Source organism: Pantoea sp. EABMAA-21, assembly GCF_030053335.1.
Lineage (GTDB): Bacteria > Pseudomonadota > Gammaproteobacteria > Enterobacterales > Enterobacteriaceae > Pantoea > Pantoea communis.
In genome coordinates, this window is sequence record NZ_JASGBX010000016.1 from 22,631 (window position 1) to 49,477 (window position 26,847).

The 26,847-nt window shown below is 53.4% G+C and carries 26 protein-coding genes and 1 other annotated feature; of the genes, 17 read left to right on the forward strand and 9 right to left on the reverse strand.

All coding sequences use genetic code 11. The features are described 5' to 3' along the window. Positions 1 to 24 precede the first annotated feature (24 nt). Positions 25 to 1,191 (reverse strand): serine-type D-Ala-D-Ala carboxypeptidase DacD, encoded by a 1,167-nt coding sequence (gene dacD / locus QMZ65_RS20110; RefSeq protein ID WP_283216565.1) that lies wholly within the window; start codon positions 1,189 to 1,191, stop codon positions 25 to 27. A 200-nt stretch (positions 1,192 to 1,391) separates the two neighbouring features. On the opposite strand from dacD, the gene sbcB reads away from it, so the two are divergent. Next, on the forward strand, positions 1,392 to 2,813 hold the full coding sequence (sbcB, locus tag QMZ65_RS20115; protein ID WP_283216566.1) for an exodeoxyribonuclease I: 1,422 nt from the start codon (positions 1,392 to 1,394) through the stop codon (positions 2,811 to 2,813). Between the two features lie 158 nt (positions 2,814 to 2,971). On the opposite strand, the gene QMZ65_RS20120 is transcribed toward sbcB, so the two are convergent. The 5 genes from QMZ65_RS20120 to ltnD form a co-directional block, all read right to left on the reverse strand. Continuing rightward, the gene (locus tag QMZ65_RS20120) at positions 2,972 to 4,324 is read right to left on the reverse strand and encodes a GntP family transporter (RefSeq protein ID WP_283216567.1); all 1,353 of its coding nucleotides are present in this window, start codon (positions 4,322 to 4,324) and stop codon (positions 2,972 to 2,974) included. Positions 4,325 to 4,558: 234 nt separating this feature from the next. After that, positions 4,559 to 5,338: an HPr family phosphocarrier protein gene (locus QMZ65_RS20125; RefSeq protein ID WP_283216568.1), complete on the reverse strand. Its 780-nt coding sequence runs from the start codon at positions 5,336 to 5,338 to the stop codon at positions 4,559 to 4,561. Further along, positions 5,338 to 5,964 (reverse strand): 3-oxo-tetronate 4-phosphate decarboxylase, encoded by a 627-nt coding sequence (gene otnC, locus QMZ65_RS20130; RefSeq protein WP_034824702.1) that lies wholly within the window; start codon positions 5,962 to 5,964, stop codon positions 5,338 to 5,340. Before otnC ends, QMZ65_RS20125 begins: the two co-directional genes overlap by 1 nt. Next, positions 5,961 to 7,220, reverse strand: coding sequence for a 3-oxo-tetronate kinase (gene otnK / locus QMZ65_RS20135; RefSeq protein WP_097116682.1), 1,260 nt, complete (start codon positions 7,218 to 7,220; stop codon positions 5,961 to 5,963). Before otnK ends, otnC begins: the two co-directional genes overlap by 4 nt. Before the next feature lie 2 nt (positions 7,221 to 7,222). Further along, positions 7,223 to 8,131: an L-threonate dehydrogenase gene (gene ltnD, locus QMZ65_RS20140; protein ID WP_097116681.1), complete on the reverse strand. Its 909-nt coding sequence runs from the start codon at positions 8,129 to 8,131 to the stop codon at positions 7,223 to 7,225. A gap of 259 nt (positions 8,132 to 8,390) precedes the next feature. Here ltnD and ygbI point away from each other — a divergent pair, with 259 nt between their 5' ends. Beyond that, entirely contained in the window at positions 8,391 to 9,152 is a 762-nt protein-coding gene (gene ygbI, locus QMZ65_RS20145; protein ID WP_097116680.1) for a DNA-binding transcriptional repressor YgbI, read from the forward strand. A gap of 93 nt (positions 9,153 to 9,245) precedes the next feature. Here the strand turns inward: ygbI and QMZ65_RS20150 are convergent, their stop codons facing one another. Beyond that, positions 9,246 to 10,601 carry an APC family permease gene (locus QMZ65_RS20150; RefSeq protein ID WP_058962044.1) on the reverse strand — a complete coding sequence of 452 codons (1,356 nt, stop codon included), beginning with the start codon at positions 10,599 to 10,601 and terminating at the stop codon, positions 9,246 to 9,248. Positions 10,602 to 10,959: 358 nt separating this feature from the next. Further along, positions 10,960 to 12,375, reverse strand: a complete 1,416-nt coding sequence (locus QMZ65_RS20155; protein WP_283216569.1) for a glutamine synthetase family protein — start codon at positions 12,373 to 12,375, stop codon at positions 10,960 to 10,962. A gap of 213 nt (positions 12,376 to 12,588) precedes the next feature. On the opposite strand from QMZ65_RS20155, the gene puuD reads away from it, so the two are divergent. From puuD to QMZ65_RS20185, 6 genes are all read left to right on the forward strand, one after another. Further along, entirely contained in the window at positions 12,589 to 13,353 is a 765-nt protein-coding gene (gene puuD, locus QMZ65_RS20160; protein ID WP_283216570.1) for a gamma-glutamyl-gamma-aminobutyrate hydrolase, read from the forward strand. Next, positions 13,350 to 13,907 carry an HTH-type transcriptional regulator PuuR gene (gene puuR, locus QMZ65_RS20165; protein ID WP_097116678.1) on the forward strand — a complete coding sequence of 186 codons (558 nt, stop codon included), beginning with the start codon at positions 13,350 to 13,352 and terminating at the stop codon, positions 13,905 to 13,907. The genes puuD and puuR overlap by 4 nt, the downstream gene beginning before the upstream one ends. Positions 13,908 to 13,931: 24 nt before the next feature. Next, on the forward strand, positions 13,932 to 15,209 hold the full coding sequence (locus tag QMZ65_RS20170; RefSeq protein WP_097116677.1) for an NAD(P)/FAD-dependent oxidoreductase: 1,278 nt from the start codon (positions 13,932 to 13,934) through the stop codon (positions 15,207 to 15,209). A 201-nt stretch (positions 15,210 to 15,410) separates the two neighbouring features. Next, complete coding sequence (locus tag QMZ65_RS20175) at positions 15,411 to 15,767, forward strand: GtrA family protein (protein WP_084935105.1); 357 nt, start codon at positions 15,411 to 15,413, stop codon at positions 15,765 to 15,767. Further along, positions 15,767 to 16,681, forward strand: a complete 915-nt coding sequence (locus QMZ65_RS20180; RefSeq protein ID WP_097116676.1) for a glycosyltransferase family 2 protein — start codon at positions 15,767 to 15,769, stop codon at positions 16,679 to 16,681. Before QMZ65_RS20175 ends, QMZ65_RS20180 begins: the two co-directional genes overlap by 1 nt. A gap of 85 nt (positions 16,682 to 16,766) precedes the next feature. Continuing rightward, entirely contained in the window at positions 16,767 to 18,230 is a 1,464-nt protein-coding gene (locus tag QMZ65_RS20185) for a glucosyltransferase domain-containing protein (protein WP_097116675.1), read from the forward strand. A gap of 373 nt (positions 18,231 to 18,603) precedes the next feature. Here the strand turns inward: QMZ65_RS20185 and QMZ65_RS20190 are convergent, their stop codons facing one another. Beyond that, the gene (locus tag QMZ65_RS20190; protein WP_097116674.1) at positions 18,604 to 19,431 is read right to left on the reverse strand and encodes an SDR family oxidoreductase; all 828 of its coding nucleotides are present in this window, start codon (positions 19,429 to 19,431) and stop codon (positions 18,604 to 18,606) included. Between the two features lie 180 nt (positions 19,432 to 19,611). On the opposite strand from QMZ65_RS20190, the gene hisL reads away from it, so the two are divergent. The 9 genes from hisL (at position 19,612) to hisIE (ending at position 26,843) form a co-directional block, all read left to right on the forward strand. Beyond that, positions 19,612 to 19,659 carry a his operon leader peptide gene (gene hisL, locus QMZ65_RS20195; protein ID WP_100396937.1) on the forward strand — a complete coding sequence of 16 codons (48 nt, stop codon included), beginning with the start codon at positions 19,612 to 19,614 and terminating at the stop codon, positions 19,657 to 19,659. Next, positions 19,635 to 19,756 (forward strand) — a sequence feature (His leader region). (Overlaps the previous gene by 25 nt.) A 54-nt stretch (positions 19,757 to 19,810) precedes the next feature. After that, positions 19,811 to 20,710 carry an ATP phosphoribosyltransferase gene (gene hisG / locus QMZ65_RS20200; RefSeq protein WP_034824735.1) on the forward strand — a complete coding sequence of 300 codons (900 nt, stop codon included), beginning with the start codon at positions 19,811 to 19,813 and terminating at the stop codon, positions 20,708 to 20,710. 4 nt (positions 20,711 to 20,714) lie between these two features. Beyond that, the gene (gene hisD / locus QMZ65_RS20205) at positions 20,715 to 22,022 is read left to right on the forward strand and encodes a histidinol dehydrogenase (RefSeq protein WP_283216571.1); all 1,308 of its coding nucleotides are present in this window, start codon (positions 20,715 to 20,717) and stop codon (positions 22,020 to 22,022) included. Then, a complete protein-coding gene (hisC, locus tag QMZ65_RS20210; RefSeq protein WP_283216572.1) occupies positions 22,019 to 23,089 on the forward strand; it encodes a histidinol-phosphate transaminase in 1,071 nt (356 codons plus the stop codon). The genes hisD and hisC overlap by 4 nt, the downstream gene beginning before the upstream one ends. Next, positions 23,086 to 24,153, forward strand: a complete 1,068-nt coding sequence (gene hisB / locus QMZ65_RS20215) for a bifunctional histidinol-phosphatase/imidazoleglycerol-phosphate dehydratase HisB (protein ID WP_097116671.1) — start codon at positions 23,086 to 23,088, stop codon at positions 24,151 to 24,153. The genes hisC and hisB overlap by 4 nt, the downstream gene beginning before the upstream one ends. Beyond that, the gene (hisH, locus tag QMZ65_RS20220; RefSeq protein ID WP_283216573.1) at positions 24,153 to 24,743 is read left to right on the forward strand and encodes an imidazole glycerol phosphate synthase subunit HisH; all 591 of its coding nucleotides are present in this window, start codon (positions 24,153 to 24,155) and stop codon (positions 24,741 to 24,743) included. The genes hisB and hisH overlap by 1 nt, the downstream gene beginning before the upstream one ends. Continuing rightward, the gene (gene hisA, locus QMZ65_RS20225; protein ID WP_045815223.1) at positions 24,743 to 25,480 is read left to right on the forward strand and encodes a 1-(5-phosphoribosyl)-5-[(5-phosphoribosylamino)methylideneamino]imidazole-4-carboxamide isomerase; all 738 of its coding nucleotides are present in this window, start codon (positions 24,743 to 24,745) and stop codon (positions 25,478 to 25,480) included. The genes hisH and hisA overlap by 1 nt, the downstream gene beginning before the upstream one ends. Beyond that, positions 25,462 to 26,238 carry an imidazole glycerol phosphate synthase subunit HisF gene (gene hisF, locus QMZ65_RS20230; protein ID WP_283216574.1) on the forward strand — a complete coding sequence of 259 codons (777 nt, stop codon included), beginning with the start codon at positions 25,462 to 25,464 and terminating at the stop codon, positions 26,236 to 26,238. The genes hisA and hisF overlap by 19 nt, the downstream gene beginning before the upstream one ends. Continuing rightward, on the forward strand, positions 26,232 to 26,843 hold the full coding sequence (gene hisIE, locus QMZ65_RS20235; protein ID WP_034824749.1) for a bifunctional phosphoribosyl-AMP cyclohydrolase/phosphoribosyl-ATP diphosphatase HisIE: 612 nt from the start codon (positions 26,232 to 26,234) through the stop codon (positions 26,841 to 26,843). Before hisF ends, hisIE begins: the two co-directional genes overlap by 7 nt. The last annotated feature ends 4 nt before the right edge of the window (positions 26,844 to 26,847 follow it).

A 26,847-nucleotide genomic window follows, 5' to 3' on the forward strand; every position in this document is an offset into this window, starting at 1 on the left:
AGCGGCCGCGACATCCGCTGCGGATTACAGTTTCTGTTTTACGTAGTCACTGATACGCGTGATGATGCCGGCTTTATCCACACCTTGTAGGGCATACAGCGGATAGCTCGCCAGCTGCTTGTCTTTGTCCATGACCTGGATTTCACCCACCTGCTCACCCGCTTTCAGTGGCGCTTCCAGGTCTTTACGCTCAATCACATATTTCGCCATGACGTTTGAAACTTCGGTACGCGGCAGCGACAGATAGATATCCTGAGTGGTGCCGACATCCACTTTGTGCGGATTGCCGTACCAGACGTTCTCGGTACCGATTTTCTTACCGGCATGGAACAGTTGCACGGTATCGAAGTTGTTCTGACCCCACACCAGCAGTTTACGCGCCTGCTCTTCACGCCCTTTCGAGCTCTTACCGCCCATGATCACCGCAATCAGGCGATGACGACCCACCACATTCGAGGCGATGATATTGAAACCTGCCGTTTCAGTATGGCCTGTTTTCATGCCATCAACGTGAAGGTTTTGATCCCATAACAAACCGTTACGGTTATTTTGCGTAATCCCGTTCCAGCTCAGGGTTTTCTCCGCGTACATGGCGTAGAAATCCTGCTCACCATTGATGATGGCACGCGACAGCACCGCTAAATCACGCGCGGTGGTGTGCTGGCCGGGTGCATCCAGGCCGTGCACGGTTTCAAAATGGGTATGCGTCAGACCGAGCTTCTGTACGTAGTTGTTCATCATATTGACGAAGCTGTCCTGGCTGCCCGCCACATAATCCGCCAGCGCCACACAGGCGTCATTGCCGGAGTCGATGATCACGCCACGCATCAGATCGCGTACCGTCACTTTGTCGCCGGGCTTGAGGAACATCAGTGAGGAGCCTTTGAACACCGGATTACCTGCAGCCCAGGCATCCTTACCCACGGTGACCAAATCATCACGGGTGATTTTTTTCTGATCAACCGCGCGATCCACCACGTAGCCGGTCATCAGCTTGGTGAGGCTGGCCGGGTTACGCTCTTCATCGGGATTGCCGGCAGTAAGGATCTGGCCCGTGGTGGCGTCCATTAACACCCACGAAGCCGCATCGATCGGCGGAGGCGTCAGTGGGAATGGCATGCTGTCGTCAGCGTGTGCCAGTGATGCCCAAACAATCATTCCAGATACAGTTACCAGCAGACGCCTTTTCAACACTTCTTCCTCTAATCAAAAAATGAATTTACCGCCGCACGTTTTACGGCAATTAGCGCCTGGATAGTTGAATAAATTGAAAAAAAGTATGAACTGCGGACAAATGCTGTGCGCCTGCCCACAGCAGCGGTAAACAAGGTTGTGCTGCCTGCTGCACACGACTATTCTGTGCGTTGATTTTCTATTGCCAGGATACTGCCGTGCCCGCCTCTGAGTTCACCTTTTTGTTCCACGATTACGAGACCTTCGGTAAAAGTCCCTCACTGGACCGTCCGGCGCAGTTTGCCGGGCTGCGCACCGATAAAGATTTCAACGCCGTAGGTGAACCGCAGGTGTTTTACTGCCAGCCCGCTGATGACTATCTGCCGCAGCCGGAAGCGGTGATGATCACCGGCATCACGCCACAGGTGGCTAAAGCGCGCGGCGTAACAGAGACGGCATTTGCTGAACGCATTCATGGGCTGTTTACTGAGCCACAAACCTGTGTGATCGGTTACAACAATGTGCGCTTCGATGATGAAGTGACGCGCAATATCTTCTATCGCAACTTCTTCGATCCTTACGGCTGGAGCTGGCAAAACGGTAACTCGCGCTGGGATCTGCTGGATGTGATGCGCGCCTGTTATGCCCTGCGCCCGGAAGGCATTATCTGGCCGGAAAATGATGACGGCTTCCCCAGCTTCAAGCTGGAACATCTCACCAAAGCCAACGGCGTGGCGCACGAACAGGCGCACGATGCGATGTCGGATGTGTATGCCACGCTGGCGATGGCGAAACTGGTGAAAGAGAAGCAGCCGAAGCTGTTTGAGTTTCTGTTTACCCATCGCAACAAGCAGAAACTGATGAACCTGATTGATATTCCGCAGATGAAGCCGCTGGTGCACGTCTCCGGCATGTTCGGCGCGGCGCGCGGCAACACCAGCTGGGTAGTGCCTGTCGCATGGCATCCAGATAATCGTAATGCGCTGATCGTGGTGGATCTGGCGGGCGATATGTCCCCGCTGCTGGAACTGGATGCGGATGAACTGCGCGAGCGGTTGTACACCAAACAGAGTGAGCTGGGCGACCGCGCGGCGGTACCGATTAAGCTGGTGCACATTAATAAATGCCCGGTGTTAGCCCCAGCGAATACCTTACGTCCTGAAGATGCTTCACGCCTGAATATCGATCGTGAACGCTGTCTGGCGAACCTGGCGCTGCTGCGTCAGCATGCCGAAGTGCGTGAGAAAGCGGTGACGCTGTTTGCGGAAGCCGAGCCGTTTAAGCCATCGGATGACGTTGACGCACAGCTGTATGACGGCTTCTTCAGTGATGCCGATCGCGCAGCGATGAACATCGTGCGTCAGACGCCGCCGCAGAATTTACCGGCGTTGGATTTGACCTTCGACGATAAACGTATTGCGAAGCTGCTATTCCGCTATCGTGCGCGTAACTTCCCCGGCACGCTGGATGATCAAGAGCAGCAGCGCTGGTTACAGCATCGCCGTGAAGCGCTGAATGCCGATCGCGTGCAGGCGTTCCTGTTAGAGCTGGAGTCGTTAGCGAGTTTGCATGAGGATAACGCGGAGAAGATGGCGCAGCTGAAAGCGCTGTATTTGTATGCGCAGGAGTTGGTGTCTTAATCGCTCACGCGCGTGATCGCGGCATATCGCAACCATGTGTGCACAGATGTGTATCAGATTGATGTTCGTTTGAAATGCATTTCAGATGCAGGCGCACATAAATGTGCGCCATACCCGTTGTCACTTAAGGGTCGCCTTAATGGCGACCGCTGTGAACCTTAAATCATCCCCCACACCAGCCAGGTCAGCGCAAAACCACTTAACCCCATCAGCGTAGTCAGCACCGTCCAGGTTTTCAGGCCATCGGCGACGGATAGCCCCAAATAACGTGTTACCACCCAGAAGCCGGCATCGTTAACGTGGGACAAGCCCAGGCCACCGAAGCACGCCGCCAATGTGACCAGCACACGTTGCATATCGGTCACATCGCCCAGCGCCTGACTCAACAAACCGCTGGTGGTGAGAATCGCCACCGTGGCCGATCCCTGAGACGCACGCAATGCCAGTGACAAGATAAAAGCAGCGGGCACCAGCGGCAGATGCAGGGTTTCCAGCGTCACCGCCAGGGCTTTACCGACACCGGATTCCACCAGCACTTTACCAAACGCACCGCCCGCACCCGCCACCAGAATCACACTTGCAGAGCCAGGAATTGCGCGACCGGTCAGATCTTCCAGCTTCTCTTTGCTCCAGCCGCGACGCACGCCCAGCAGCCATGCCGCCAGTGCCAGCGCAATCAGCAGGGCAATTGGCGGGTTACCAATCACCGTCATCACGTCACGCAGAATGCTGCCTTCCGCCAGCATGGTGTGCGCCAGCGTACCTAACACGATCAACACAATCGGCACCACAATCAGACCGGCAATCGTCATCGCACCCGGTGGTGGCACTTCGCTTTTTGGCGTGCCTTCAGGTTTCGCCAGCTGCAACTGCTCAAGTACATCCACTGAGAGGTGGTATTGACGCAGGTTCATCACTTTTGCCACGTAGTAACCGACGATACCCACAGGGATCGAAATCAGGATGCCAAGCATCATTAACCAGCCCATATCGGTATGCAGAATACCGGCGGCGGCGGCGGCGCCAGGGTGTGTCGGCAACGCGACATGCACGGTCAACATCACGCCCGCCATCGGCAAACCAAACTTCAGCGGCGAGACACGCGCCACTTTGGTAAAGCCGTAAATCAGCGGGATCACAATGATAAAGCCGACTTCAAAGAACACCGGAATACCGAGGATAAACGCCGCCATGGTTAAGGCTGCGACGGTACGCTTGATACCGAGCGATTTACTGAAGCGCTGCGCCAGCGATTCGGCACCGCCCGAGGCTTCAATCACTGCACCAAGCATCGCCCCCAACACGATGATAATGGTGATATGACCCAGCAGGTTGCCCATGCCGCTAAAGATGGTTTCCATGATCTTATCAGCCGGAATACCGGTACTGATGGCGACGATCAAACTGACAATCAGTAAAGCAACAAATGGATGGACTTTGGCTTTAATCACCAACAGCAGCAGTATGACAATGCTGGCAGTAGCGATAGCTAATAGCAACGCGGTAGACATGATAAACCTCTAATTCTATTCCCCCCGTCATACTTCAAGCTGCAGGTGCGTTGGCTACGTGGATTCGCCCCAGTCACTTACTGATGTAAGCTCCCGGGGACTCACCCACTTGCCGCCTTCCTGCAGCTCGAATTATTTAGGGGGTACTTGGGTATATTTTTAATGTTTTATGAATTCAGGTAAGACTTCGCCCGCACAGAGCGCAACGCACTGTGCTGGGCGGTACAACAAAGGTTATTTCGCGTAAGGCGCGAACCAGCCGAGGCCCGCTTCGGTGCGACCGCGCGGGAAATACTCGCAGCCGACCCAGCCGTCATAGCCGACTTCATCCAGCAGGCTGAACAGGTACGGATAGTTGATTTCGCCTTCGTCTGGTTCGTGACGATGCGGCGCAGAAGCGATCTGAATATGGCGATAGCGCCCGGCGTACTCGCGAATCAGATGGCTGAGATTGCCGTCCACCAGCTGAGCATGGAACAGATCCAATTGCGTGAACACGTTCGGACGATCGATACGTTCCATCATCGCCAGGGTTTGATACTGGCTGGAGTAGAGATAGTTCGGCTTCGTCATCGGGTTCAGCGCTTCCAGTAACAAGCGGATGCCGTGTGGTGCAAAGCACTCGGATGCGTAATGCATATTACGGACGAACGTTTTTTCATACGCCGCCTTATCGGCACCGTTTGGCACCGTTGCCGCCATCACATGCACTTGAGGGCAGCCCAGTGCTAAGGCATATTCCAGCGCACGATCGATATCGGCACGCGCCTCTTCTTCACGACCAGGAATTGCGGAGACGCCCCACTCCCCGACCTGCACGTTTCCGGCTGCGGTGTTGAACAGCACCAACTCCAGCTGATGTTTCTCCAGCTCGGCTTTGATCACCTCGGCCGGATAGTCATACGGGAACAGAAACTCAACGGCACGGAAACCGGCGTTGGCCGCTGCGGCAAAGCGTTCAATAAACGGCACTTCGCCAAACTGCGTGGATAAATTGGCTGCAAACTTAGGCATCAGTAATTCCTCAATTCCGCCACTTCGCCATCAGTCAGATAACGAATAGATCGGTCGCCGAGCGTGAACATCAGACGCGCGGTCTCTTCCAGTTCTTCAGTGTTATTCGCGGCTTCACGCAGCGATTTACCCACCACTACCGGGCCATGATTGGCCAGCAGGAAAGCGTTGTAACGTGGCGCGAGCTGCGCAAGATCTTCAGCCAGGCGGTCATCACCCGGTTTGTAATAAGGTACGACCGGCACATCGCCCACGCGCATCACCACATAGGGCGTGAACGGGCGAATGCAGTTTTCGCTGTCGAGATCGTTGAGGCACGAAAGCGCCGTCAGATAGTGACTGTGCAGATGCACCACCGCTTTACAGGCGGGATTGTTTAGATAGAGCGCGCGGTGAAACGCCACTTCCTTAGAAGGCTTGTCACCCGAAATCCACTCGCCCTGCATCGTCACTTTTGACAGGCGGTCGGCCTGCAGTTCGCCGAGGCAAGAGCCGGTAGGTGTCGCCAGCAGATTGCCATCTTCCAGCAACAGTGAAAGGTTGCCGGCTGAACCGGTGGCGTAACCGCGCTGGAAAAAGGAGGCGCCCAGTTGCACCATCTCTTCACGTGCTTGTTGTTCGGTCATGCTGAAAACTCCGTTTGTGCGCGGGCAAAGAATTGTTCGTCGCCAAAGTTGCCTGACTTCAGGGCCAGCGACAGCGGCTGCTGGATGTCACGCACCCACGGCACGCCAGGGGAGATCATCGGGCCGATGTGGAAGGCCGTTACGCCCAGGCTTTGTGCCACCACGCCAGAGGTTTCGCCCCCGGCGACGATAAAGCGCTGCCAGCCCCGTGATTTCAGCTCACGGGTGACGGCGGCAAACAAGTGCTCAACCGCTTCGCTGCTGCGTGCTGCGCCATATTGCTGCTGGATTGCCTGCAGTTGCTGAGCATCGGCAGTGGCAAAGAGCAAAGGTGCCAGAGGCTGCTGGTTATTCGCGGCAATCCAATCGCACAGTTCCTGCGCGTAGCCTTCAGCATCGTCGAGGCAGCGCTCCACCAGCACTTCATGTGATGGCGCCTGCTGGCGATAGGCCTGAACCTGACGATTGGTCATCTGCGAACAAGAGCCCGAGATCACCACCGCACGTTCGCCCTGTGGACGTCCGGCCTGCTCGGCATCGCTGTTTTGCTGCTGAGTGGCCCAGGCGCGCGCGATACCGATTGCCAGGCCGGAACCGCCGGTCACCAGCACGGTTTCTTTCAGCGCTTCGCCCTGGGTTAGCAGATGCTGCTCGTTGAGCGCATCCAGCACCACGTAGTTGATGCCCTGCGCTTTCAGCTCGCCCAGCTGTTTACGAACCGCTTCCGCGCCTTTGTCCAGCTGAGCAGCATTGATCACCGCCGCCTGCCCTTTCGCCTGACGCGTCATCAGACGCACCAGATTGCTGTCGGTCATTGGTGTCACCGGATGATGACGCATGCCCGATTCAGACAGCAGCTGGTCGGCAACAAACAGATAGCCTTGATACACGGTACGACCGTTTACCGGCAGCGAGGGTGAGATCACCGTTTGCGTCTCGCCCAGTGCGGCCAGCAGTGCATCGGTGACGGGACCGATGTTGCCGTGTTCGGTGCTGTCGAAGGTCGAGCAATATTTGAAGTAAAAACGATCGCAACCCTGCTGTTGCAGCCAGGCCAGCGCTGCCAGAGACTGGTCGATTGCCTGCTGTGCCGGGCAAGAGCGTGACTTCAGGCTGATGACAATCGCCTGCGCGCTCACATCGTCATGACCTTGCGGCACGCCGTTGAACTGAATGGTAGGCAGACCGTTCTGTACCAGGAAGCTGGCAATATCCGTTGCACCGGTAAAGTCGTCTGCAATCACGCCTAAACGCATGGTTACTTCTCCTTTGACTCGGGCAGCGTGATGCCGCTGAAAATCTTGATGACTGCGCTGTCATCTTCGCGGCCGTAGCCAGCATTACTCGCTTCGGTAAACATGTTGAGGGCGGTAGACGCCAGCGGCAGTGGGAAATGCAATGATTTCGCGGTATCGGCCACCAGGCTGAGATCTTTCACAAAGATATCGACTGCGGATTTCGGTGAGTAGTCGCCGTCCACCACATGACGCATGCGGTTCTCAAACATCCACGAGTTACCCGCGGCGTTGGTGACCACGTCGTACATGGTGTCGAGTGGAATGCCTGCGCGCGCAGCCAGCGCCATCGCTTCAGCACCCACCGCAATATGTACGCCCGCCAACAGCTGGTGAATAATTTTAACGGTTGAACCCAGGCCGATTTCGCTGCCCACGCGATACACTTTGGCGGCAACCGCATCCAGAACTGGCTTCAGTAGCGCAAAGGCTTCATCGCTGCCAGACGCCATCACGGTCATCTCGCCGACCGCGGCTTTAGCTGCACCGCCCGATACTGGCGCATCCAGCATCAGCAGTTGATGTTGTGCCAGTTGCTGTTCAATCGCCTGTGCATCCTGTGAAGAAATGGTTGAAGAGACCATTACCACGGTGCCCGGCTTGAGTTGTGCCGCCAGACCGGTTTCGCCAAACAGAATCGCTTTCACCTGCGCCGCGTTAACCACCAGCAGCAGTACGGCATCTAACTCTTGCGCGAAGCTGGCAGCGGAAGTTTGCGCATCACGCGCGCCGGCCTGACGCAGGGTTTCCAGCGCCTGTGGATTTAAATCAACGCCCCAGGTGTTCAATCCAGCGCGAATACAGGACTGCGCTGCGCCCATGCCCATGGAACCCAAACCAATGACGCCAATGTTATTCACGGTTGCTGACACAGCACACCTCCGTTGTTAATTTAAGTGATATTTTGTTCAATGCTGTTAATTCTGCCGCAGTTACTGGCGGAGAAACGTGCGGTAAATCACAAAAATTAACTTACACGCACAGCTTATAACATCGATTCACACCTCTGAATCCCTACGGGAACCCCAGTTCTGGAGGGATATTTGCTAACATTTGCCTGGGATAAATTGTGCTGCAGGCTGTGAATTGATGCCTTACAATGTGAAAAATTGGTAATTCAGGGAGAGCGATGTGATTCCGGTAGAACGTCATCAACAAATTTTAGCGCTGGTTGCCGAACGCGGCGTGGTGAGCATTGCCGAGCTGACCGAGCGTTTAGGCGTATCACACATGACGATACGTCGTGATGTGCAAAAGCTGGAGGAGCAAGGTGCCGTGCTGTCGGTATCGGGCGGCGTGCGCTCGGCGGATCGTCTGGCTGCTGAGCCATCACATCTGGCGAAAACCAGCATGTACAGCAGTGAAAAGATGGCGATTGGTCAGTTTGCCGCGCGCCATATTCCGCGCAACAGCTGTATTTATCTCGACGCAGGCACCACCACGCTGGCGCTGGCTCGCGAACTGGTCGAGCGTGACGATTTGTTGGTGGTGACCAATGATTTCGTGATTGCCCGGCTATTGATGGAGAGCAGCGGCTGCAAGCTGATTCACACTGGCGGCACCGTATGTCGCGAGAATCGCTCCAGCGTCGGCGAATCAGCGGCGAGAAGTCTGCGCATGCTGGCGATTGATATCGCGTTTATCTCCGCATCCTGCTGGGGGCCGCGCGGCTTGTTTACACCCGATGAAGATAAGGTGCCGGTCAAGCTGGCGGCCAGCGATGTCAGCAGTAAGCGCGTACTGCTGAGCGACAGCTCGAAATACAACAAGATTGCCACCCATCTGGCATTACCGCTGGAGCGCTTCGATACCCTCGTAACCGATACCGAATTAAGTAAAGCGGGACGCGAGACGTTGAGTGCGGGGGGTTGGGAGTTGGTGCTGGCGGGTTAAGTTTGCTGGTCTAAAAGCAAAAGGTCGCCAATGTGGCGACCTTTTGCATACGACACGAAGTCTTTATCCGCTGCGCATAATGCGCAACGAAAATTACACTTCTTCGCTGAACTGCGGAACCGGATTGCGGAAGGTGCGAGTAACAAACGCCAGGTAAATAATACCGACCGCTGCCCACACCAGGCCGAGCACCATCGAGGTCTCTTCCAGGTTGATCCACAGTGCACCCACTGTCAAAGCACCCATCACTGGCAGCACCAGATAGTTGAGGTGATCTTTCAGCGTCTTGTTACGCTTTTCACGGATCCAGAACTGCGCAATCACTGACAGGTTGACGAAGGTGAATGCCACCAGCGCACCGAAGTTGATCAGCGCAGTGGCGGTCACCAGGTCGAAGTTAATCGCCAGCAGTGCCACAGCGCCCACCAACAGCACGTTCAGCGACGGCGTGCGGTATTTCGGATGCACGAAGCCAAAGAAACGCTGCGGGAACACGCCATCACGGCCCATCACATACATCAGACGGGAAACGCCAGCGTGTGCCGCCATACCGGAAGCCAGTACGGTAACCACAGAGAAAATCAGGATGCCGATCTGCAAGGCTTTACCTGCCACGAACAGCATGATTTCAGGCTGTGAAGAGTCCGGATTCTGGAAACGCGAGATGTCCGGGAAGTACAACTGCAGGAAGTAAGACACACCGATAAAGATCACACCACCAATCAGCGCGGTCAGGAAAATCGCGCGCGGGATAGTACGTTCTGCATCTTTAGTCTCTTCTGACAGCGAACTGATGCCATCAAAGCCGAGGAACGAGAAGCAAAGTATGGTTGCACCGGTAATCATCGGCACCACATGGGCATTCTCAGACCAGAAAGGCTTGCTGCTGGTCAATGTTCCTGCGCCAACACCGTGCGCCACACCGTAAACCACCATACCAGTAATCACCACCATCACCACAACCTGCAGCACGACGATCACGCTGTTGAAGTTGGCAACGGTTTTGATACCACGGAGGTTAGAGATGGTCATAAAGGCCACCAGCAACACCACGAAAATCCACGACGGAATGCCCGGCACCAGCGTCTCAAAGTAGCTTTTCGCCAGCAGGATGTTGATCATCGGCATGAACAAATAGTCCAGCAGTGATGACCAGCCCACCATAAAGCCGACGTGCGGACTGATAGCCTTCTGAGCATAGGTGTAAGCGGAGCCCGCAGATGGGAAGCGGCGTACCAGCTTGCCGTAGCTCACGGCAGTAAACAGTATCGCGATCAGCGCGAAAGCATAAGCGGTGGCGACGTGGCCGTCGGTCAATCCAGAGACGATACCGAAAGTATCAAACAGGGTCATTGGCTGCATATACGCCAGGCCCATCATGACAACCGGGATCAAGGTCAGGGATTTTTTCAGGTGTGCACGCTGTGGTGCGGCGGTGTTAAGCGACATTGTTCAGGCCCCCAACAGAGGTGATCTGCGGGATACTGCGCAAAGTGCTGCAGTGAGAAGTGATATTAGTGTTTGCGATTGTCGCCGCGCCGTAATCATCACGAAAGCGAGAACCAGCTTGCGCTGGTGCAATTGTAAACAGCCCCATCTTTGTTTTCCTCAAATCTCACGCCCAAGCGTGTTGTCAGTATCTATCTATCCGGATGCGTGTCCGGCCTCGGTAATGTGTGTGTGTACTGCAATCTGCAAAAAAATAACCGACGTGATAAGCGTCGGTTATGTTTCGTATTTTCCAGGGAGCGTATTCTGCCCCAACTTATGCCATCGGCACAAGACGTTAGCGAAATTCTTCTGCGAGTCAGGCGTTCTTCAGCATCCAGTCAATCTCCGTGGCGGTGATAAGCCGTTCAAACTGCATTAACTCGTTCTGTTTGCAGCTATGCCACACGCCGCTGAAATGCTCGCCGAGCAGTTTTTGCAGAGGATAGCTATTCTCGAATTCGTACAGCGCATCGCTCTGTCGCACCGGCAATGGCAGCCCTTCTGCCTCATGTCCATTGCCCTGCACCGCATGCGGTAAGGGTAGCTGATTATCCAGACCGTGCAAAATACCGGCAAGAATTGTTGACACGACCAGGTAAGGATTTGCATCCGCACCGGCCACACGATACTCCACGCGATGGTTATCCACATCGCCGCAGGGAATACGTAAAGCAACAGTTCGGTTATTGTGCCCCCAGGAGGCCTGTAACGGCACGTAGGCTTCCGGTAAGAAGCGGCGATAGGCATTAACGTTCGGTGCCAGAAGTGCCATTGAAGCCGGCATCAAATCGATCATCCCGGCCAGCGCGCGTTTCAACAGCGGTGAATCGCTGCCGTCGTCGAGTGAAAAGGCATTATGATCGGCGGCATCCAGCATGCTGATATGCACATGCATCCCGCTACCCGCGTACTCTTCATAAGGTTTCGCCATAAAGGTCGCAGTCATACCGTGGTTTTCGGCCACCTGACGCACCAGGCGTTTGAGCAAAATCGCATGGTCGCAGGCTTTCAATACATCACGGGTATGGTGCAGGTTGATTTCAAACTGGCCCGGCGAGGCTTCCGCCAGCGCACCATCAGCGGGAATGCCCTGCTGTTTGGCAATATCGTCGATATCCCGCAGAACATCAGCGAAATGGTCGAGATTATCGACTGAATAAACCTGACTCTGGATATTACGTTCGTCACTACCCGGCGCACAGGGTGGCTGGATGTACCCTTCCGCATCACGCTTTTTATCGACCAGATAGAACTCCAGCTCTACCGCTACCACCGGGAATAGCCCTCGATTGCGCAGTTGCTGCCACAGCCGATTGAGGACATTGCGGGGTTCAACGTCAAAGGGAGTGCCATCTTGGTTACACATTGTCAGCAGCAATTGCGCGATGCGTTCAGGATCGGCGGCAGAAGGAATTAAAGTTCCGAGAACCGGGATACAGAGGTTGTCGGGTTCGCCCAGTGACTGTCCGAGTCCGGCTTCTTCGACGGTATTTCCGAGGATATCCATGGCGAAAACCGAGGCCGGGAAGTAACACCCTTTTTCCAGTTTTGCCAATGCAGAGATGGGAATGCGCTTACCGCGAAAGACCCCATTTAAATCATTAAGAAGAATATCGACATACTGCGTTTCAGGATGGCGTTCCAGCCAGGATTTAACCTCCAGCTGGAACGCGCTTGTTCGTTTCTCTTCACTGTGCCGCGTGAAGTCTTCTACTTCTACGAGGTTCGTCATGTTCCCACCCGCCCTTTACCGTTAAATATTGGTTCGCGCAATGCTCAAAATAACAGCCACTCCTCTAACATAGCGCTAACGCAAAAAGTGTGCAAATGTAACAATTCTGTTGAAAGAACGAACAACCGGTTGCTAGATTGACAATATATTGCACACTTTTCAGGCCGGATGCGCAAAAACGGTGAAAATATTGAACAGCAACGCGGAGACGTTATGGGCATTATTTTTGACAAACCCTTGATTGGCGTAGTGATGTGTCAGAACCACATCGGCAGCCATCTCGGGCAAACGGTTCACAATAAGTATCTCGATGCCATCGTGCTTGCCGGTGGTGTTCCCTTGCCTTTGCCGCATCAACTGATGCATGCCCCTCATCTATTAGAAAACAGTATGACGCTGCTGGACGGCATTTTGCTTACCGGCAGCCCGAGTAATATCGAACCCTGGCATTACGGTGAAGAAGGTAAAGAGGAGCATGCCGATCCGGCGCGTGACCGCCTCGCCTTCGGCATCATCACTCATGCGATTGGCAAAAAGATGCCGATTTTCGGTATTTGCCGTGGCTTGCAGGAGTTGGTGGTGGCCAACGGGGGTTCCCTGTATCGCCAGCTGCATATGACGCATCTGTTTCAGGAGCATCGTGAAGATGATGCGCTGCCGCTCGAACAGCAATACGCGCCGGTGCATGAGGTTCAGCCTGAAGCGGAAGGTTTGTTGAGCCAGGTGCTTGGCAGCGCTCAATCCTTTGCCGTGAACTCTCTACATGGACAAGGCATCCGCGAACCCGGCCCGCAGATGCGCATTGAAGCGCGTGCGCCTGATGGGCTGATTGAAGCGGTGAGTTTGCGCCAGCATCCGTTTGCACTTGCGGTGCAGTGGCATCCGGAGTGGCACTCCGATGACGACCCGGTTTCGCAACGCCTGTTTGCGGCTTTTATCCACGCGGCTCTCTGTTATCACAAGGAAATACAGCCATGAATGATGCCACTCTGGCGCCCGGACGACGTTTATCGCAAATCCGGCAGGAGATGGGATTGTCTCAGCGTCGCGTCGCTGAGTTGTCAGGACTCACACACAGTGCTATCAGCACCATTGAGCAGGACAAAGTCAGCCCAGCGCTGAGTACCTTGCAGAAATTGCTGAAGGTGTACGGCTTGTCGTTGTCAGAGTTTTTCTCGGAGCCAAAGGTAAACAGCACGCCGCGCGTGATCGTACGTCCGGAAGAGTGCGTTGAGATCGGCAGCCTCGGCGTGTCGTTGCGTTTGGTGGAGAACGGCGCTGAAAAACGTGCGCTGGCGATGCTTATCGAATGTTACGAACCGGGTTCCAGCACCGGAGAGAAACTGCGTCATCCCGGTGAAGAGACCGGCACAGTGCTGGAAGGGGAAATCACCCTGGTGGTCAACGGCCAGAGTTATCACCTTTATTGTGGCGAGAGCTATGTGATTGATACCGGCTTGCCGCACAGTTTTACCAATACGTCTGAGTTGCCGTGTCGCATTGTCAGTGCGCACACGCCAGCGAATTTCTGAGTTCACGCGCTAAAGGAGGATGTGATGCAACATGTGGGAAGTTATTACGCCGCAACCGCGAATGCGCATGAGCCGTGGCCCGAACTGCAGGAATCGGTGCAGTGTGATGTCTGTATTATTGGCGGCGGATTTACCGGCCTCTCCTCGGCGCTGTTTTTGACCGAAGCCGGTTATGACGTGGTGCTACTCGAAGCGGCAAAGATTGGTTTCGGAGCCAGCGGTCGTAACGGGGGCCAGGTAGTGAATTCTTACAGCCGCGATGTGGATGTAATTGAACAACGCTACGGCAAAGACGTGGCGAAGATGCTGGGCAATATGATGTTTGAGGGCGCGGAGATTATTCGCGATCGCATCGACCGTTATGCTATCGCCTGTGATTACCGTCCTGGCGGCATTTTTGCCGCGTTGAATCAGCGTCAGATGGGCCACTTGCGCAGCCAAAAAGCCAACTGGGAGCGCTATGGTAACCATAATCTGGAGCTGCTGGATGAGCGCGCGATTCGTCGCGAAGTGGCGACCGATCGCTATGTCGGCGGCTTGCTGGATAAGCGCGGCGGGCATCTGCATCCGTTAAACCTGGCACTGGGTGAAGCGGAAGCGATTCGCCGTCACGGTGGGCGCATCTATGAACAATCTGCGGCACTGGAAGTAAAGTATGGCGAGCCGCATCGGGTAAAGACCGCTAAAGGTGAAGTCACTGCCACCTTTGTGATTTTTGCCGGTAATGCTTATCTCCCCTCACAACTGGAACCGCGCCTGAGCCGTAAAAGCATGCCGTGTGGCTCGCAAATCCTCACCACCGAGCCATTAAGCCGCGACCAGGCGTTGGGTTTATTGCCGAACAATCACTGCGTCGAAGATTGTAATTATCTGCTGGATTACTTCCGCCTCACCGCCGATAACCGCCTGCTGTACGGCGGCGGTGTGGTGTATGGCGCCCGCGAGCCGGATGATATTGAAGCATTGATCCGCCCTAAGTTGTTACGCACTTTCCCTCAACTGAAAGATGTGAAATTCAGCCATCGCTGGAGCGGTAACTTCCTGCTGACGCTGTCACGTATGCCGCAGTTTGGGCAAATCGAGAAGAATGCGTTCTTTATGCAGGGGGATAGCGGACATGGTGTGACCTGTACCCACTTGTCGGGAAGGCTGATTGCCGAGGTGCTGCGCGGACAGGCAGAAAGGTTTGATGCGTTTGCGAAATTGCCACATTTGCCGTTTCCAGGAGGGAGACGGTTTAAAGTGCCACTGACGGCAATGGGCGCAGTGTGGTATGCGTTAAGGGATCGGTTGGGGGTTTAATGAAAAGGGAGCACAGCTCCCTTTTTAAACAAGGGTGTATATTTTTAAAAACTTCAGCAATCTTCATTCCCCATGCCCAACATAAAACCTCTCCCTGACATAACCTGCCCACTTTACGTTTCACCAACGTTCCTTTACCAAAACTTGCTATAACGCTAAGGGAATGCGAGGATCAGGCACTTTAATTTTTAGGGTTATGCAATGCTGCGGTTGTTTGCCAGATATACATCTGTCGGGGTGATTAACACCCTCATCCATTGGGCAGTATTTGGCGCACTCTTCGCGAGTGGCGCGAACCAATCTACGTCTAACCTTGCGGCCTTTTGCGTTGCGGTGACGTTTTCCTTCTTCGCTAACGCAAAATGGACCTTTAACGCCGAAGCGACGACTGCCCGATATTTTCTCTATATCTTTTTCATGGGCGCGATGGCGCTTTCGGTCGGATGGACAGCAGACCGCCTGCATATTAGCCCTATAGTGACACTGATTTTCTTCTCTGCACTCAGTCTTGTTTGCGGCTTCGCCTATTCGAAGTTTTTCGTGTTTAGGAAGAGTTAATGAAATTTTCTTTGATTGTCCCAGTGCTTAATGAAGAGGAAGCTATTCCTCTCTTCTACCGAGCAGTACGTGAGTTTGCATCGTTCCAAACTCATCAGGTGGAGTTGGTGTTTATCAATGACGGCAGCACTGATCGGACTGAAGCCATTCTTAATGAAATCGAGGCCGATGATGAATTGGTCAGACATATTTCGTTTACCCGCAACTTCGGTAAAGAACCGGCGCTTTTCGCCGGGCTTGAAGCGGCTAGCGGTGACGCAGTTATCCCGATTGATGTCGATTTGCAGGACCCAATTGAAGTCATCCCCGAGATGCTCGAAAAATGGCAACAAGGTGCGGATATCGTTCTTGCTAAACGCGTTGACCGCAGTACGGACTCCCACCTGAAACGCAAAACGGCCGAGTGGTTCTACAAACTTCACAACAAGATTAGCTCACCGGAAATTGAAGAGAATGTGGGCGATTTTCGTTTGATGTCGCGTGAAGTAGTAGAAAACATAAAATTGCTGCAAGAGCGCAACCTCTTTATGAAAGGCATTTTGAGTTGGGTGGGCGGTAAAACCGATATCGTGGAATATGCGCGCGCTGACCGTGTCGCAGGTACAACGAAATTTAATGGTTGGAAGTTGTGGAATCTGGCGTTAGAGGGGATTACCTCGTTTTCGACCTTCCCTCTTCGAGTTTGGACTTACATTGGGCTTATTGTTGCAGCCATTTCATTTATATATGGGGCCTGGATGCTAATTGATACTATTTTTTGGGGGAATCCTGTTAAAGGATATCCTTCCCTTATGGTTTCAATGCTTTTCTTGGGTGGTGTTCAGCTAATTGGTATTGGTGTATTAGGCGAGTATATAGGCAGAATTTACATTGAGAGCAAAAAAAGACCGAGGTATATCATAACAAAAAAATGATAAAAATCTTTGTACTTTAAAAGGTTAACTTGAACAAAATGTATTTATCAAAAGCAAAAACTTTAAAATGAGACATTGATAGGAAATGGAAAAATACTTAATTAAAAATAAAACAACAATGTACACATTCATTACAGCTATGATTTCATACATTATTGTTTATGGTTTTGAACTCACTCATTTTACTTTATCCATTGATGAAGAACCAATGGATAACTTCGCCCAGACATTATCTGCTGGCCGCTGGGGCCACGCCCTGCTGCGACACTACATACTACCTGAGCCATATGTTCCATTCTTCACCTTAATGCTTGCGATCATAATTTTATCAGCTACATCGGCTCTTTCCGCGAAATATTTGATGCTATCAAGACTGCAATCAATGTCGTTTGCAATTGCGTTAGCAGCCATTCCACAGATGGCATATCAATTGGAATTTAGTAATCAATCAGACACAATCGCAATATCTATGTTTTGCTCGGTTGCTTCACTCGTATCACTTAACAAGGGATCGCTAAAAGGCTGTATTACATTTATAATTCTTACGATCGTGTCGCTATCAATTTACCAGTCTATATTCCTTTTCGCCGCTTCATTATTGTGTGTATGGATTGCAGTTTCTGCAATCAAATCTGAAATGACGTTTAACGTAGCTCTAAAAAAAGTTGTTCTTTTTTCCACCTTAACTTTAGCAGCGCTTATGTTAGATGCTGCATTGTCTAAATTAGTTGCTTCCCACTATAATGTGATGATTTCAGGCTATCTATCTGCAATAGTTGGATGGGGTAAGTCAGATTTAAATCAAGTGATTAATAATTTATTCTCTTTCATTAGATCATACTTTACTTTTAATGCAGCATTCGGAATGAACTCATTCCCATTAGTAGTTATTCCTCTCATGGCGATCATTGTTGGAGCAATTTTAAAAAGAAAAAGTACCACCCTCATAATTTTTGCATCAATAGCTGTGCTTTTATCAGCCTTTCTTTTAAATCTTGCTATTGGTACAGGGTTGCCTCCAAGAGCAATGACCCAAATACCTGTTGTTTTTGCTGGGATTTTCATCATTGCCGTCGTATTCTATAATTATAATATTTCGGCATTATATGTTTCAGTTATTCTCCTTGCTGTTGGGGCCTCTGCATCTAACAAGCTTTTCTACAGTGATTACATGGCAAGGCAAGCAGATAATCAACTTTCAAGTCAATTAATTAATACCATTTATCTAAAATACCCCTCCATTGACCTGTCAAAAACCCCGGTATTTTTCTATGGCAGTTTCACGCCATTTAATTCATGGAGAATACCGACCGCTGATGTATTTGGCGCATCTTTCTTCGAATGGGATGGGGGGAACAACCAGCGAATGTATAAATATTTATCGGCAGCCAATATTGCAGATTTAAAATCACCTGATACTACTCAAGTAGAAAAATCAAGATTGATGGGCGAGTCGCTTCCCGCATGGCCTAATAGAGATGCAGTTGCATTAGTTGATGGAGTGGTAATTATTAAACTTTCAAACAAACTTAGTGATTATAATAAATAAGAACTTACTTTTTCTTAGACCCATCCTACAGGATGGGTTAAGTAGTCATAATAATTAAAATATTCAGATAAAAGAACTTGGTATTAAGTTTATGGATACGACATCAACTTATATTAATCATCACCAACATAAGATGAAGATAAAAAATCACTCAACTAAGAACCTTAATATAACTTTTTTGAAATTAATGAGCATTAATCCCAAAAAAATTCTTTAGCAAACTCAAAGAGAAATATTTTTATCATCATTCAAATCATAGTGATAACCCCTTAAATAAAAAATTTATTTATAAAATGACATTCATTTCTGAGACAAAAAGTTTACAAACATCAATTTTATACAGCGCCGTATCTTTACGACGCTCATGATTGCTCTACTCCAATGGCATCTTCATCGGGTCATCGTAGCTATACTCAAATCCCAACTCGTTGCATATCTTCGCCCCATCCACCACCTTCCCCGCCGACCGCTCCGGCTCAGCAACGAACGTTGGTGCCACCAGCCCCAGCTGCTTCGAAACAAACGGATAAAAATCATCACGTGCCGGGTGTTTCGAGGCACATAGGTTATACACCCGCCCCCCTTTAGGCGTTTGCAGCAGCAGCACAATCGCATCCACCACATCATCGAGATGCACCAGATTCACCGCGTGACCGCCATTCTCCAGTCCGGTTTTACCGGCCAGGAATCGACCCGGATGACGATTGGGACCGACCAGCCCTGCCAAACGCACAATATCCACGCTGGTGCCCGGCAGATCGTGCAGCCAGTTTTCCAGTTCCACCAGCGTTTTACCCGCCACGCTTTCTGGCTGCAGTGCACTGCTCTCTTTCATTACGCCCGAACCGGTGCCGTACACCGACGACGAGCTGGTAAAAATGATGCGCGGCACTTTATGCGCCAATGCCGTGTCAACCACGTTCTGCACGGCTTGCATATAATCTTCACCGCCCTGAACCGTGCGGCTGGCGGGTAACGTCACCACCAGCGCGTCCACCGCCATCAGCGTGGCCAACTCATCTGCTTCACATTCAATCTCGGGTGTTAGCACCAGTTGAAATGCCTCAATACCGCAGCGGCGCGCAGCATCCACACCATCGGGGGAGGTTTTGCTGCCGGTCACCTGCCAGCCGCGCGCCGTCAGCGCCATCGCCAGCGGCATACCCAGCCATCCCAGACCTACAATCGCGACTTTTTTCATACCGACTCCTGCTTTCCAGCGCTAAGACACTTCATCTTAGTCCCAGCGATTATGGCAAACCAGCGCAAACTGTTGCGGAAGGTTCCGAGAACTGACGTTAAAAAAGGGTTGCCAAGCGCCGCTATCTTCGTTAGGTTAATCAGCACGCAAATGAATACTCATTCAGCAACGGAATTTACTATGACACGCGTTCAGTTCAACCACCATCATCACCATCATCCTGACTAGTCTTTCAGGCGATGTGTGCTGGGAGACGATTAGGGTCTTCCAGTGGTGCGAACGCAAAGAGAGCCCCCGGGAGATCATCTTCCGGGGGTTTTTTTATGGGCGAACGCAACCCCACTGAGTTCAGACAGGATTGAATAAGAGGACAGGAACCATGTTAGATAACACCCGTATTCGCATAGCTATGCAGAAATCTGGCCGTTTAAGTGATGAATCACGCGAACTGCTGGCCCGCTGCGGTATCAAAATCAACCTTCAGCAGCAGCGTCTGATTGCGTTTGCGGAGAACATGCCTATCGATATCCTGCGTGTACGTGATGACGATATCCCTGGCCTGGTGATGGATGGCGTGGTGGATCTCGGCATCGTCGGTGAAAACGTACTGGAAGAAGAGCTGCTGGACCGCCGCGCACAAGGCGAAGACCCGCGCTACTTCACCCTGCGTCGTCTCGATTTCGGCGGTTGCCGCCTGTCGCTGGCGATGCCAGTGGATGCGGAATATACCGGCCCGCAGTGCCTGCAGAACTCACGTATTGCCACCTCTTATCCGCACCTGCTGAAGAAATATCTCGATAAGCAAGGCGTCTCCTTTAAGTCTTGCCTGCTGAACGGTTCGGTGGAAGTCGCGCCACGTGCGGGTTTGGCCGATGCCATTTGCGACCTGGTATCGACCGGTGCCACCCTTGAAGCCAACGGCCTGCGTGAAGTGGAAGTCATCTACCGTTCTAAAGCGGTACTGATTCAACGCGATGGCGAGCTGCCAGCAGCCAAGCAAGAACTGATCGACAAAATGATGACGCGTATTCAGGGCGTGATCAAAGCGCGCGAATCCAAGTACATCATGCTGCACGCGCCAAGCGAGCGCCTGGAAGAAGTGATCGCCCTGCTGCCAGGTGCCGAGCGCCCAACCGTATTGCCACTGGCAGGCGAAGTGAGCCGCGTGGCGATGCACATGGTGAGCAGTGAAACCCTGTTCTGGGAAACCATGGAAAAACTGAAAGCGCTGGGTGCCAGCTCGATCCTCGTACTGCCAATCGAAAAAATGTTGGAGTAACAGCATGAGCACAATCATGACCCCGATTGACTGGCAACAGTGTGATGAACAACAGCAGCAAGCGCTGCTGATGCGCCCGGCAATTTCTGCTTCGGCGAGCATCAGCGAAATCGTGCGCGATGTGCTGACGCAAGTAAAAGAACAAGGCGATGATGCGCTGCGCGAGTTCAGCGCGCGTTTCGACAAAGCGCAGGTGGAAAACCTGCGCGTCACGCCAGCAGAGATGCAAGCCGCCAGCGATCGTTTGAGCGATACGCTGAAGCAGGCGATGGCAGTCGCTGTCGGTAATATCGAAACGTTCCATAACGCGCAGATTCTGCCCGCGGTGGATATTGAGACCCAGCCGGGCGTGCGCTGCCAGCAGATTACCCGTCCTGTGCAATCTGTGGGGCTGTATATTCCAGGCGGATCTGCCCCGCTGTTCTCCACGGTATTAATGCTGGCAACCCCAGCACGTATCGCCGGTTGTGGTCGTGTGGTGCTCTGTTCGCCCCCGCCGATTGCCGATGAAATTCTTTATGCGGCGCAACTGTGCGGCGTAAAAGAGGTGTTTCAGGTAGGCGGTGCGCAAGCGATTGCTGCGCTGGCCTTCGGCACCGAAACCGTACCAAAAGTGGAAAAGATCTTTGGCCCTGGCAACGCCTACGTCACCGAAGCGAAACGCCAGGTGAGCCAGCGTTTAGATGGCGCTGCCATTGATATGCCAGCAGGTCCTTCTGAAGTGCTGGTGATTGCCGATGAAGGTGCCACGCCCGCTTTTGTCGCTTCTGATCTGCTATCACAAGCGGAACACGGCCCGGATTCACAGGTTATCTTACTGACCCCTTCGCTGAAAATGGCAGAAGGCGTGGCCCAGGCGGTGGAAGAACAGCTCGCGCAGTTGCCACGCGCGGCCACCGCACGTCAGGCGCTGGAGAGTAGCCGTCTGATAGTGCTGCGCGATCTGGCGCAGTGTGTGGAGATCTCCAACCTGTACGGTCCTGAGCACCTGATTATTCAGACGCGCCAGCCACGTGATCTGGTGGATGCGATCACCAGCGCCGGTTCGGTGTTCCTCGGTGACTGGTCTCCGGAATCAGCGGGTGATTACGCCTCAGGCACCAATCACGTATTACCGACTTATGGTTATACCGCCACCTGTTCAAGTCTGGGATTAGCCGATTTCCAGAAGCGTATGACGGTGCAAGAGTTGACGCCGCAAGGCTTCCTCAATCTGGCTGCCACCATTGAAACCTTAGCCGCCGCTGAACAGCTGGAAGCCCATAAAAACGCCGTTACCCTGCGTGTTGCCGCGCTGAAGGAGCAAGCATGAGCATTGAAGATTTAGCCCGCGCCAATGTGCGCGCGTTGACGCCGTATCAATCTGCGCGTCGTTTGGGGGGTAACGGTGATGTGTGGCTGAACGCCAACGAGTTCCCACTGCCGGTGCCGTTTGAGCTGTCTCAGCAAACGCTGAACCGCTACCCGGAATGCCAGCCGAAATTAGTGATTGAGCGCTATGCGGCTTTTGCTGGTTTATCGCCGGAGCAAGTGATTGTCAGTCGTGGTGCTGATGAAGGCATTGAGCTGTTAATGCGCGCCTTCTGTGAGCCGGGCAAAGATGCGATTCTGTTCTGCCCGCCGACATACGGCATGTACAGCGTGAGCGCGGAAACCATCGGCATCGAGTATCGCACCGTGGCAGCATTGGATGACTGGCAGCTCAATCTGCCCGCCATTGCCGAACAGTTAGACGGCGTGAAAGTGGTCTACATGTGCAGCCCGAACAATCCGACCGGCAACCTGATCAATCAAGACGATATCCGTAAACTGCTGGAGATGACCGCCGGTAAAGCACTGCTGGTCGCCGATGAAGCCTATATCGAGTTTTGCCCGGAGGCGACTCTCGCCGGTTGGTTGAAAGAATATCCACATCTGGTGATCCTGCGCACGCTATCAAAAGCCTTTGCGCTGGCTGGCCTGCGCTGTGGCTTTACGCTGGCCAACAAGCCCGTGATCGACCTGTTGATGAAAGTGATCGCGCCTTACCCGCTGGCGACCCCGGTTGCTGATGTCGCGGGACAGGCGCTGAGCGAAGAAGGCATTGCGCTGATGCGTAAGCATGTCGCCGAACTCAACGCCAATCGTGCATGGCTGTTTGAACAACTGCCACAGCTGAACGTGGTGCAGCAGGTGTTCCCGAGCGAAACCAACTACATTCTGGCGCGCTTCACTGATTCGCCAAAAGTGTTTAAAACGCTGTGGGATCAAGGCATTATTCTGCGCGACCAAAACAAAAACCCCGGCCTTGCGGGATGCCTGCGCATCTCCATCGGCACCCGTAAAGAGTGCGAGCGCCTGATCGCCGCGCTGCAAGCCTTATCAGTGGAGCAAGCATGAGTCAGAAGACCCTTTTTATCGACCGCGACGGTACCATCATCTCTGAGCCGCCAACGGATTTTCAGGTTGATCGCATGGAGAAGCTGGCGTTTGAAAAGAACGCCATCCCTGCGCTGCTGGCCCTGCAAAATGCCGGCTATCAGCTGGTGATGATCACCAATCAGGATGGCCTGGGCACCGACAGCTTCCCACAGGCTGATTTTGATGGCCCACACAATCTGATGATGCAGATTCTGACTTCGCAGGGCGTGAACTTCAGCGACATCTTGATCTGCCCGCATAAGCCGGAAGATAACTGCGATTGCCGCAAGCCGAAAACCAAAATGGTGGAAGCCTGGCTGGCACAAGGCGCACTGGACACCGCAAACAGCTACGTGATTGGCGATCGCCTGACCGATATCCAGCTGGCGGAGAACATGGGCATTCAGGGCCTGCGTTACGGTGCAGAAGGTATTGACTGGGACGCGATCCAGGCACGTCTGACCAAACGTGACCGCCATGCGCTGGTACAACGCAACACCAAAGAAACGCAGATCAAAGTCGAAGTGTGGCTGGACCGCGAAGGCGGCAGCAAGATCAATACCGGTGTCGGCTTCTTTGACCACATGCTGGACCAGATTGCCGTACACGGCGGCTTCCGCATGAACATCGACGTGAAAGGCGATCTCTACATCGACGATCACCACACCGTGGAAGATACCGGTCTGGCGCTGGGTGAAGCGCTGCTGAAAGCGCTGGGCGACAAGCGAGGCATCGGCCGTTTCGGCTTCGTGCTGCCGATGGACGAGTGCCTGGCACGCTGCGCACTGGATATCTCTGGTCGTCCGCATATCGAGTTTAAAGCCGAGTTCAGCTATCAGCGTGTCGGCGATCTCAGTACCGAGATGGTTGAGCACTTCTTCAGCTCCCTCTCCTACGCCATGATGAGCACTCTGCACCTGAAAACCAAAGGCAAGAACGACCATCATCGTGTGGAAAGCCTGTTTAAAGCCTTTGGCCGCACCCTGCGCCAGGCAATTCGCGTAGATGGCAACACCCTGCCGAGTTCGAAAGGAGTGCTTTGATGAACGTGGTGATTCTCGATACCGGGTGCGCCAACCTTTCCTCCGTGAAGTGGGCGATTGAGCGCCTCGGCTACACGCCAGAAGTGAGCCGCGATCCGGATGTGGTGCTGCGCGCCGAGAAGCTGTTGTTGCCAGGCGTGGGCACCGCGCAAGCGGCCATGAACCAGTTGCAGGAGCGTGACCTGATCGATCTGATCAAAGCCTGTACCCAACCGGTGCTAGGCATTTGCCTCGGTATGCAGTTGCTGGGACGCGGCAGCGATGAGAATGGCGGCGTGACCACGCTGGGTCTGGTGGATGAACCGGTTTCGCTGATGGATACCCAGGGTTTGCCCTTGCCACATATGGGCTGGAACCAGATCACCTCGCAGGCGGGTAATCACCTGTTCCGTAATATCCCGGACGGCAGCTACTTCTATTTTGTGCACAGCTACGCCATGCCAGTGAATGCCGCCACCATCGCTCAGTGCGATTACGGCCATCCGTTCACCGCTGCGTTGCAGAAAGATAATTTCTTCGGCGTGCAGTTTCACCCGGAGCGTTCTGGCAAAGCAGGCGCGCAGTTGCTGAAAAACTTCCTGGAGATGTGATGATTATCCCCGCATTAGATTTAATCGACGGCAAAGTGGTGCGTCTGCATCAGGGCGACTACGGTCAGCAGCGCGACTACGGTAGCGATCCGCTGCCACGCCTGCAGGATTACGAACGTCAGGGCGCGGAAGTGCTGCACCTGGTGGATCTCACTGGCGCCAAAGATCCGGCTAAACGCCAAATCCCTCTGCTCACTACCTTGCTGCGCGGCGTGAATGTACCGGTGCAGGTCGGTGGCGGCATCCGCAATCGTGAAGACGTTGCAGCCTTGCTGGCGGCCGGCGCGACTCGCGTGGTGGTGGGCTCCACGGCAGTGAAACAGCCAGAGGAAGTGAAAAGCTGGTTCAACGAGTTCGGCGCGGATGCCATTGTACTGGCGCTGGATGTGCGCATTGACGCCAACAATCGCAAAGAAGTGGCAATCAGTGGCTGGCAGGAAGCGGCTGGCGTAACGCTGGAAGAAGTGATTGGCTGGTATCAACCAGTTGGCCTAAAGCACGTGCTGTGCACCGATATCTCCCGCGATGGCACGTTAAGTGGTTCCAACGTGGCGCTGTATAAAGAAGTGTCTGATGCCTTCCCGGATATTGCGTTCCAGAGTTCCGGCGGCATCGGCTCGCTGGATGACATCGCGGCCTTACGTGGCAGTGGCGCACAGGGCGTGATTGTCGGTCGTGCTTTACTGGAAGATAAATTCACCGTAGCGGAGGCGATTGCATGCTGGCAAAACGGATAATTCCTTGTCTCGATGTCCGTGACGGACAAGTGGTGAAAGGCGTGCAGTTCCGCAACCACGAAATTATTGGCGATATCGTGCCACTGGCGCAGCGCTATGCGCAGGAAGGCGCTGACGAGCTGGTGTTCTATGATATCACCGCCTCTTCCGATGGCCGTGTGGTGGATAAAAGCTGGGTGTCACGTGTCGCAGAAGTGATTGATATTCCATTCTGCGTGGCGGGCGGTATCAAGAGTGAGGAGGATGCCGCGCGCATTCTGCAGTTCGGTGCGGATAAGATCTCCATCAACTCCCCGGCGCTGGCTGACCCGACGCTGATCACGCGTCTGGCAGATCGCTTTGGTGTACAGTGCATCGTGGTGGGTATTGATACCTGGTTCGATGAAGCCACCGGCAAGTATCACGTCAATCAATATACCGGCGATGAATCCCGTACGCGGGTTACGACCTGGGAAACCCTCGATTGGGTGCAGGAAGTGCAAAAGCTGGGCGCGGGTGAAATCGTACTGAATATGATGAACCAGGATGGCGTGCGTAACGGCTACGACCTGGTGCAACTGAAGAATGTGCGTGACGTGTGTAAGGTGCCCCTGATCGCTTCTGGCGGCGCGGGCACCATGCCACACTTCCTCGAAGCCTTTGAACAGGCAAACGTCGATGGTGCACTGGCTGCTTCAGTGTTTCACAAACAAATTATCAATATCGGCGAGTTGAAAAACTTCCTGATCGACAACGGTGTGGAGATTCGCGCGTGTTAACTGCAGAACAACTGGCCAAACTGGATTGGGCCAAAACCGCGGGCATGATGCCCGTCATCGTCCAGCATAACGTTTCTGGCGAAGTGCTGATGCACGGTTATATGAATGAGGAAGCGCTGCAAAAGACGCTGGCGGAAGGCAACGTCACCTTCTTCTCTCGCACCAAAAACCGCTTGTGGACCAAGGGGGAAACCTCCGGTCACTTTCTGCAGGTCGCTAGCATCACCCCGGATTGTGATAACGACACCCTGCTAGTGCTGGCAAACCCGATTGGGCCAACCTGCCACCTTGGCACCTCAAGCTGCTTCTCACCGGCTGCGCCAGATTGGGCGTTCCTGTATCAGCTGGAGCAGCTGCTGGCTTCGCGTAAGAGCGCCGATCCTGAGAGTTCTTATACCGCGAAACTCTATGCCAGCGGCACAAAGCGTATCGCGCAGAAAGTCGGTGAAGAAGGCGTGGAAACCGCGCTGGCTGCTACGGTGAATGACCGCCATGAGCTGACCAATGAAGCGTCTGACTTGCTGTATCACCTGATGGTGCTGCTGCAGGATCAAGAGCTGGATTTAAGCACGATTATTAATAATCTGCGGGCGCGTCATAAGTAACAGA

Excerpts from the sequence above, each read along its gene's own strand:
- QMZ65_RS20120 (WP_283216567.1), bottom strand. The coding sequence starts at position 4,324 with ATGTCTACCGCGTTGCTATTAGCTATCGCTACTGCCAGCATTGTCATA.
- QMZ65_RS20125 (WP_283216568.1), bottom strand. The coding sequence starts at position 5,338 with ATGCCTAAGTTTGCAGCCAATTTATCCACGCAGTTTGGCGAAGTGCCG.
- otnC (WP_034824702.1), bottom strand. The coding sequence starts at position 5,964 with ATGACCGAACAACAAGCACGTGAAGAGATGGTGCAACTGGGCGCCTCC.
- otnK (WP_097116682.1), bottom strand. The coding sequence starts at position 7,220 with ATGCGTTTAGGCGTGATTGCAGACGACTTTACCGGTGCAACGGATATT.
- QMZ65_RS20150 (WP_058962044.1), bottom strand. The coding sequence starts at position 10,601 with ATGTCGCTTAACACCGCCGCACCACAGCGTGCACACCTGAAAAAATCC.
- QMZ65_RS20155 (WP_283216569.1), bottom strand. The coding sequence starts at position 12,375 with ATGACGAACCTCGTAGAAGTAGAAGACTTCACGCGGCACAGTGAAGAG.
- puuD (WP_283216570.1), top strand. The coding sequence starts at position 12,589 with ATGGGCATTATTTTTGACAAACCCTTGATTGGCGTAGTGATGTGTCAG.
- puuR (WP_097116678.1), top strand. The coding sequence starts at position 13,350 with ATGAATGATGCCACTCTGGCGCCCGGACGACGTTTATCGCAAATCCGG.
- QMZ65_RS20170 (WP_097116677.1), top strand. The coding sequence starts at position 13,932 with ATGCAACATGTGGGAAGTTATTACGCCGCAACCGCGAATGCGCATGAG.
- QMZ65_RS20175 (WP_084935105.1), top strand. The coding sequence starts at position 15,411 with ATGCTGCGGTTGTTTGCCAGATATACATCTGTCGGGGTGATTAACACC.
- QMZ65_RS20180 (WP_097116676.1), top strand. The coding sequence starts at position 15,767 with ATGAAATTTTCTTTGATTGTCCCAGTGCTTAATGAAGAGGAAGCTATT.
- QMZ65_RS20185 (WP_097116675.1), top strand. The coding sequence starts at position 16,767 with ATGGAAAAATACTTAATTAAAAATAAAACAACAATGTACACATTCATT.
- QMZ65_RS20190 (WP_097116674.1), bottom strand. The coding sequence starts at position 19,431 with ATGAAAAAAGTCGCGATTGTAGGTCTGGGATGGCTGGGTATGCCGCTG.
- hisG (WP_034824735.1), top strand. The coding sequence starts at position 19,811 with ATGTTAGATAACACCCGTATTCGCATAGCTATGCAGAAATCTGGCCGT.
- hisD (WP_283216571.1), top strand. The coding sequence starts at position 20,715 with ATGAGCACAATCATGACCCCGATTGACTGGCAACAGTGTGATGAACAA.
- hisC (WP_283216572.1), top strand. The coding sequence starts at position 22,019 with ATGAGCATTGAAGATTTAGCCCGCGCCAATGTGCGCGCGTTGACGCCG.
- hisB (WP_097116671.1), top strand. The coding sequence starts at position 23,086 with ATGAGTCAGAAGACCCTTTTTATCGACCGCGACGGTACCATCATCTCT.
- hisH (WP_283216573.1), top strand. The coding sequence starts at position 24,153 with ATGAACGTGGTGATTCTCGATACCGGGTGCGCCAACCTTTCCTCCGTG.
- hisA (WP_045815223.1), top strand. The coding sequence starts at position 24,743 with ATGATTATCCCCGCATTAGATTTAATCGACGGCAAAGTGGTGCGTCTG.
- hisF (WP_283216574.1), top strand. The coding sequence starts at position 25,462 with ATGCTGGCAAAACGGATAATTCCTTGTCTCGATGTCCGTGACGGACAA.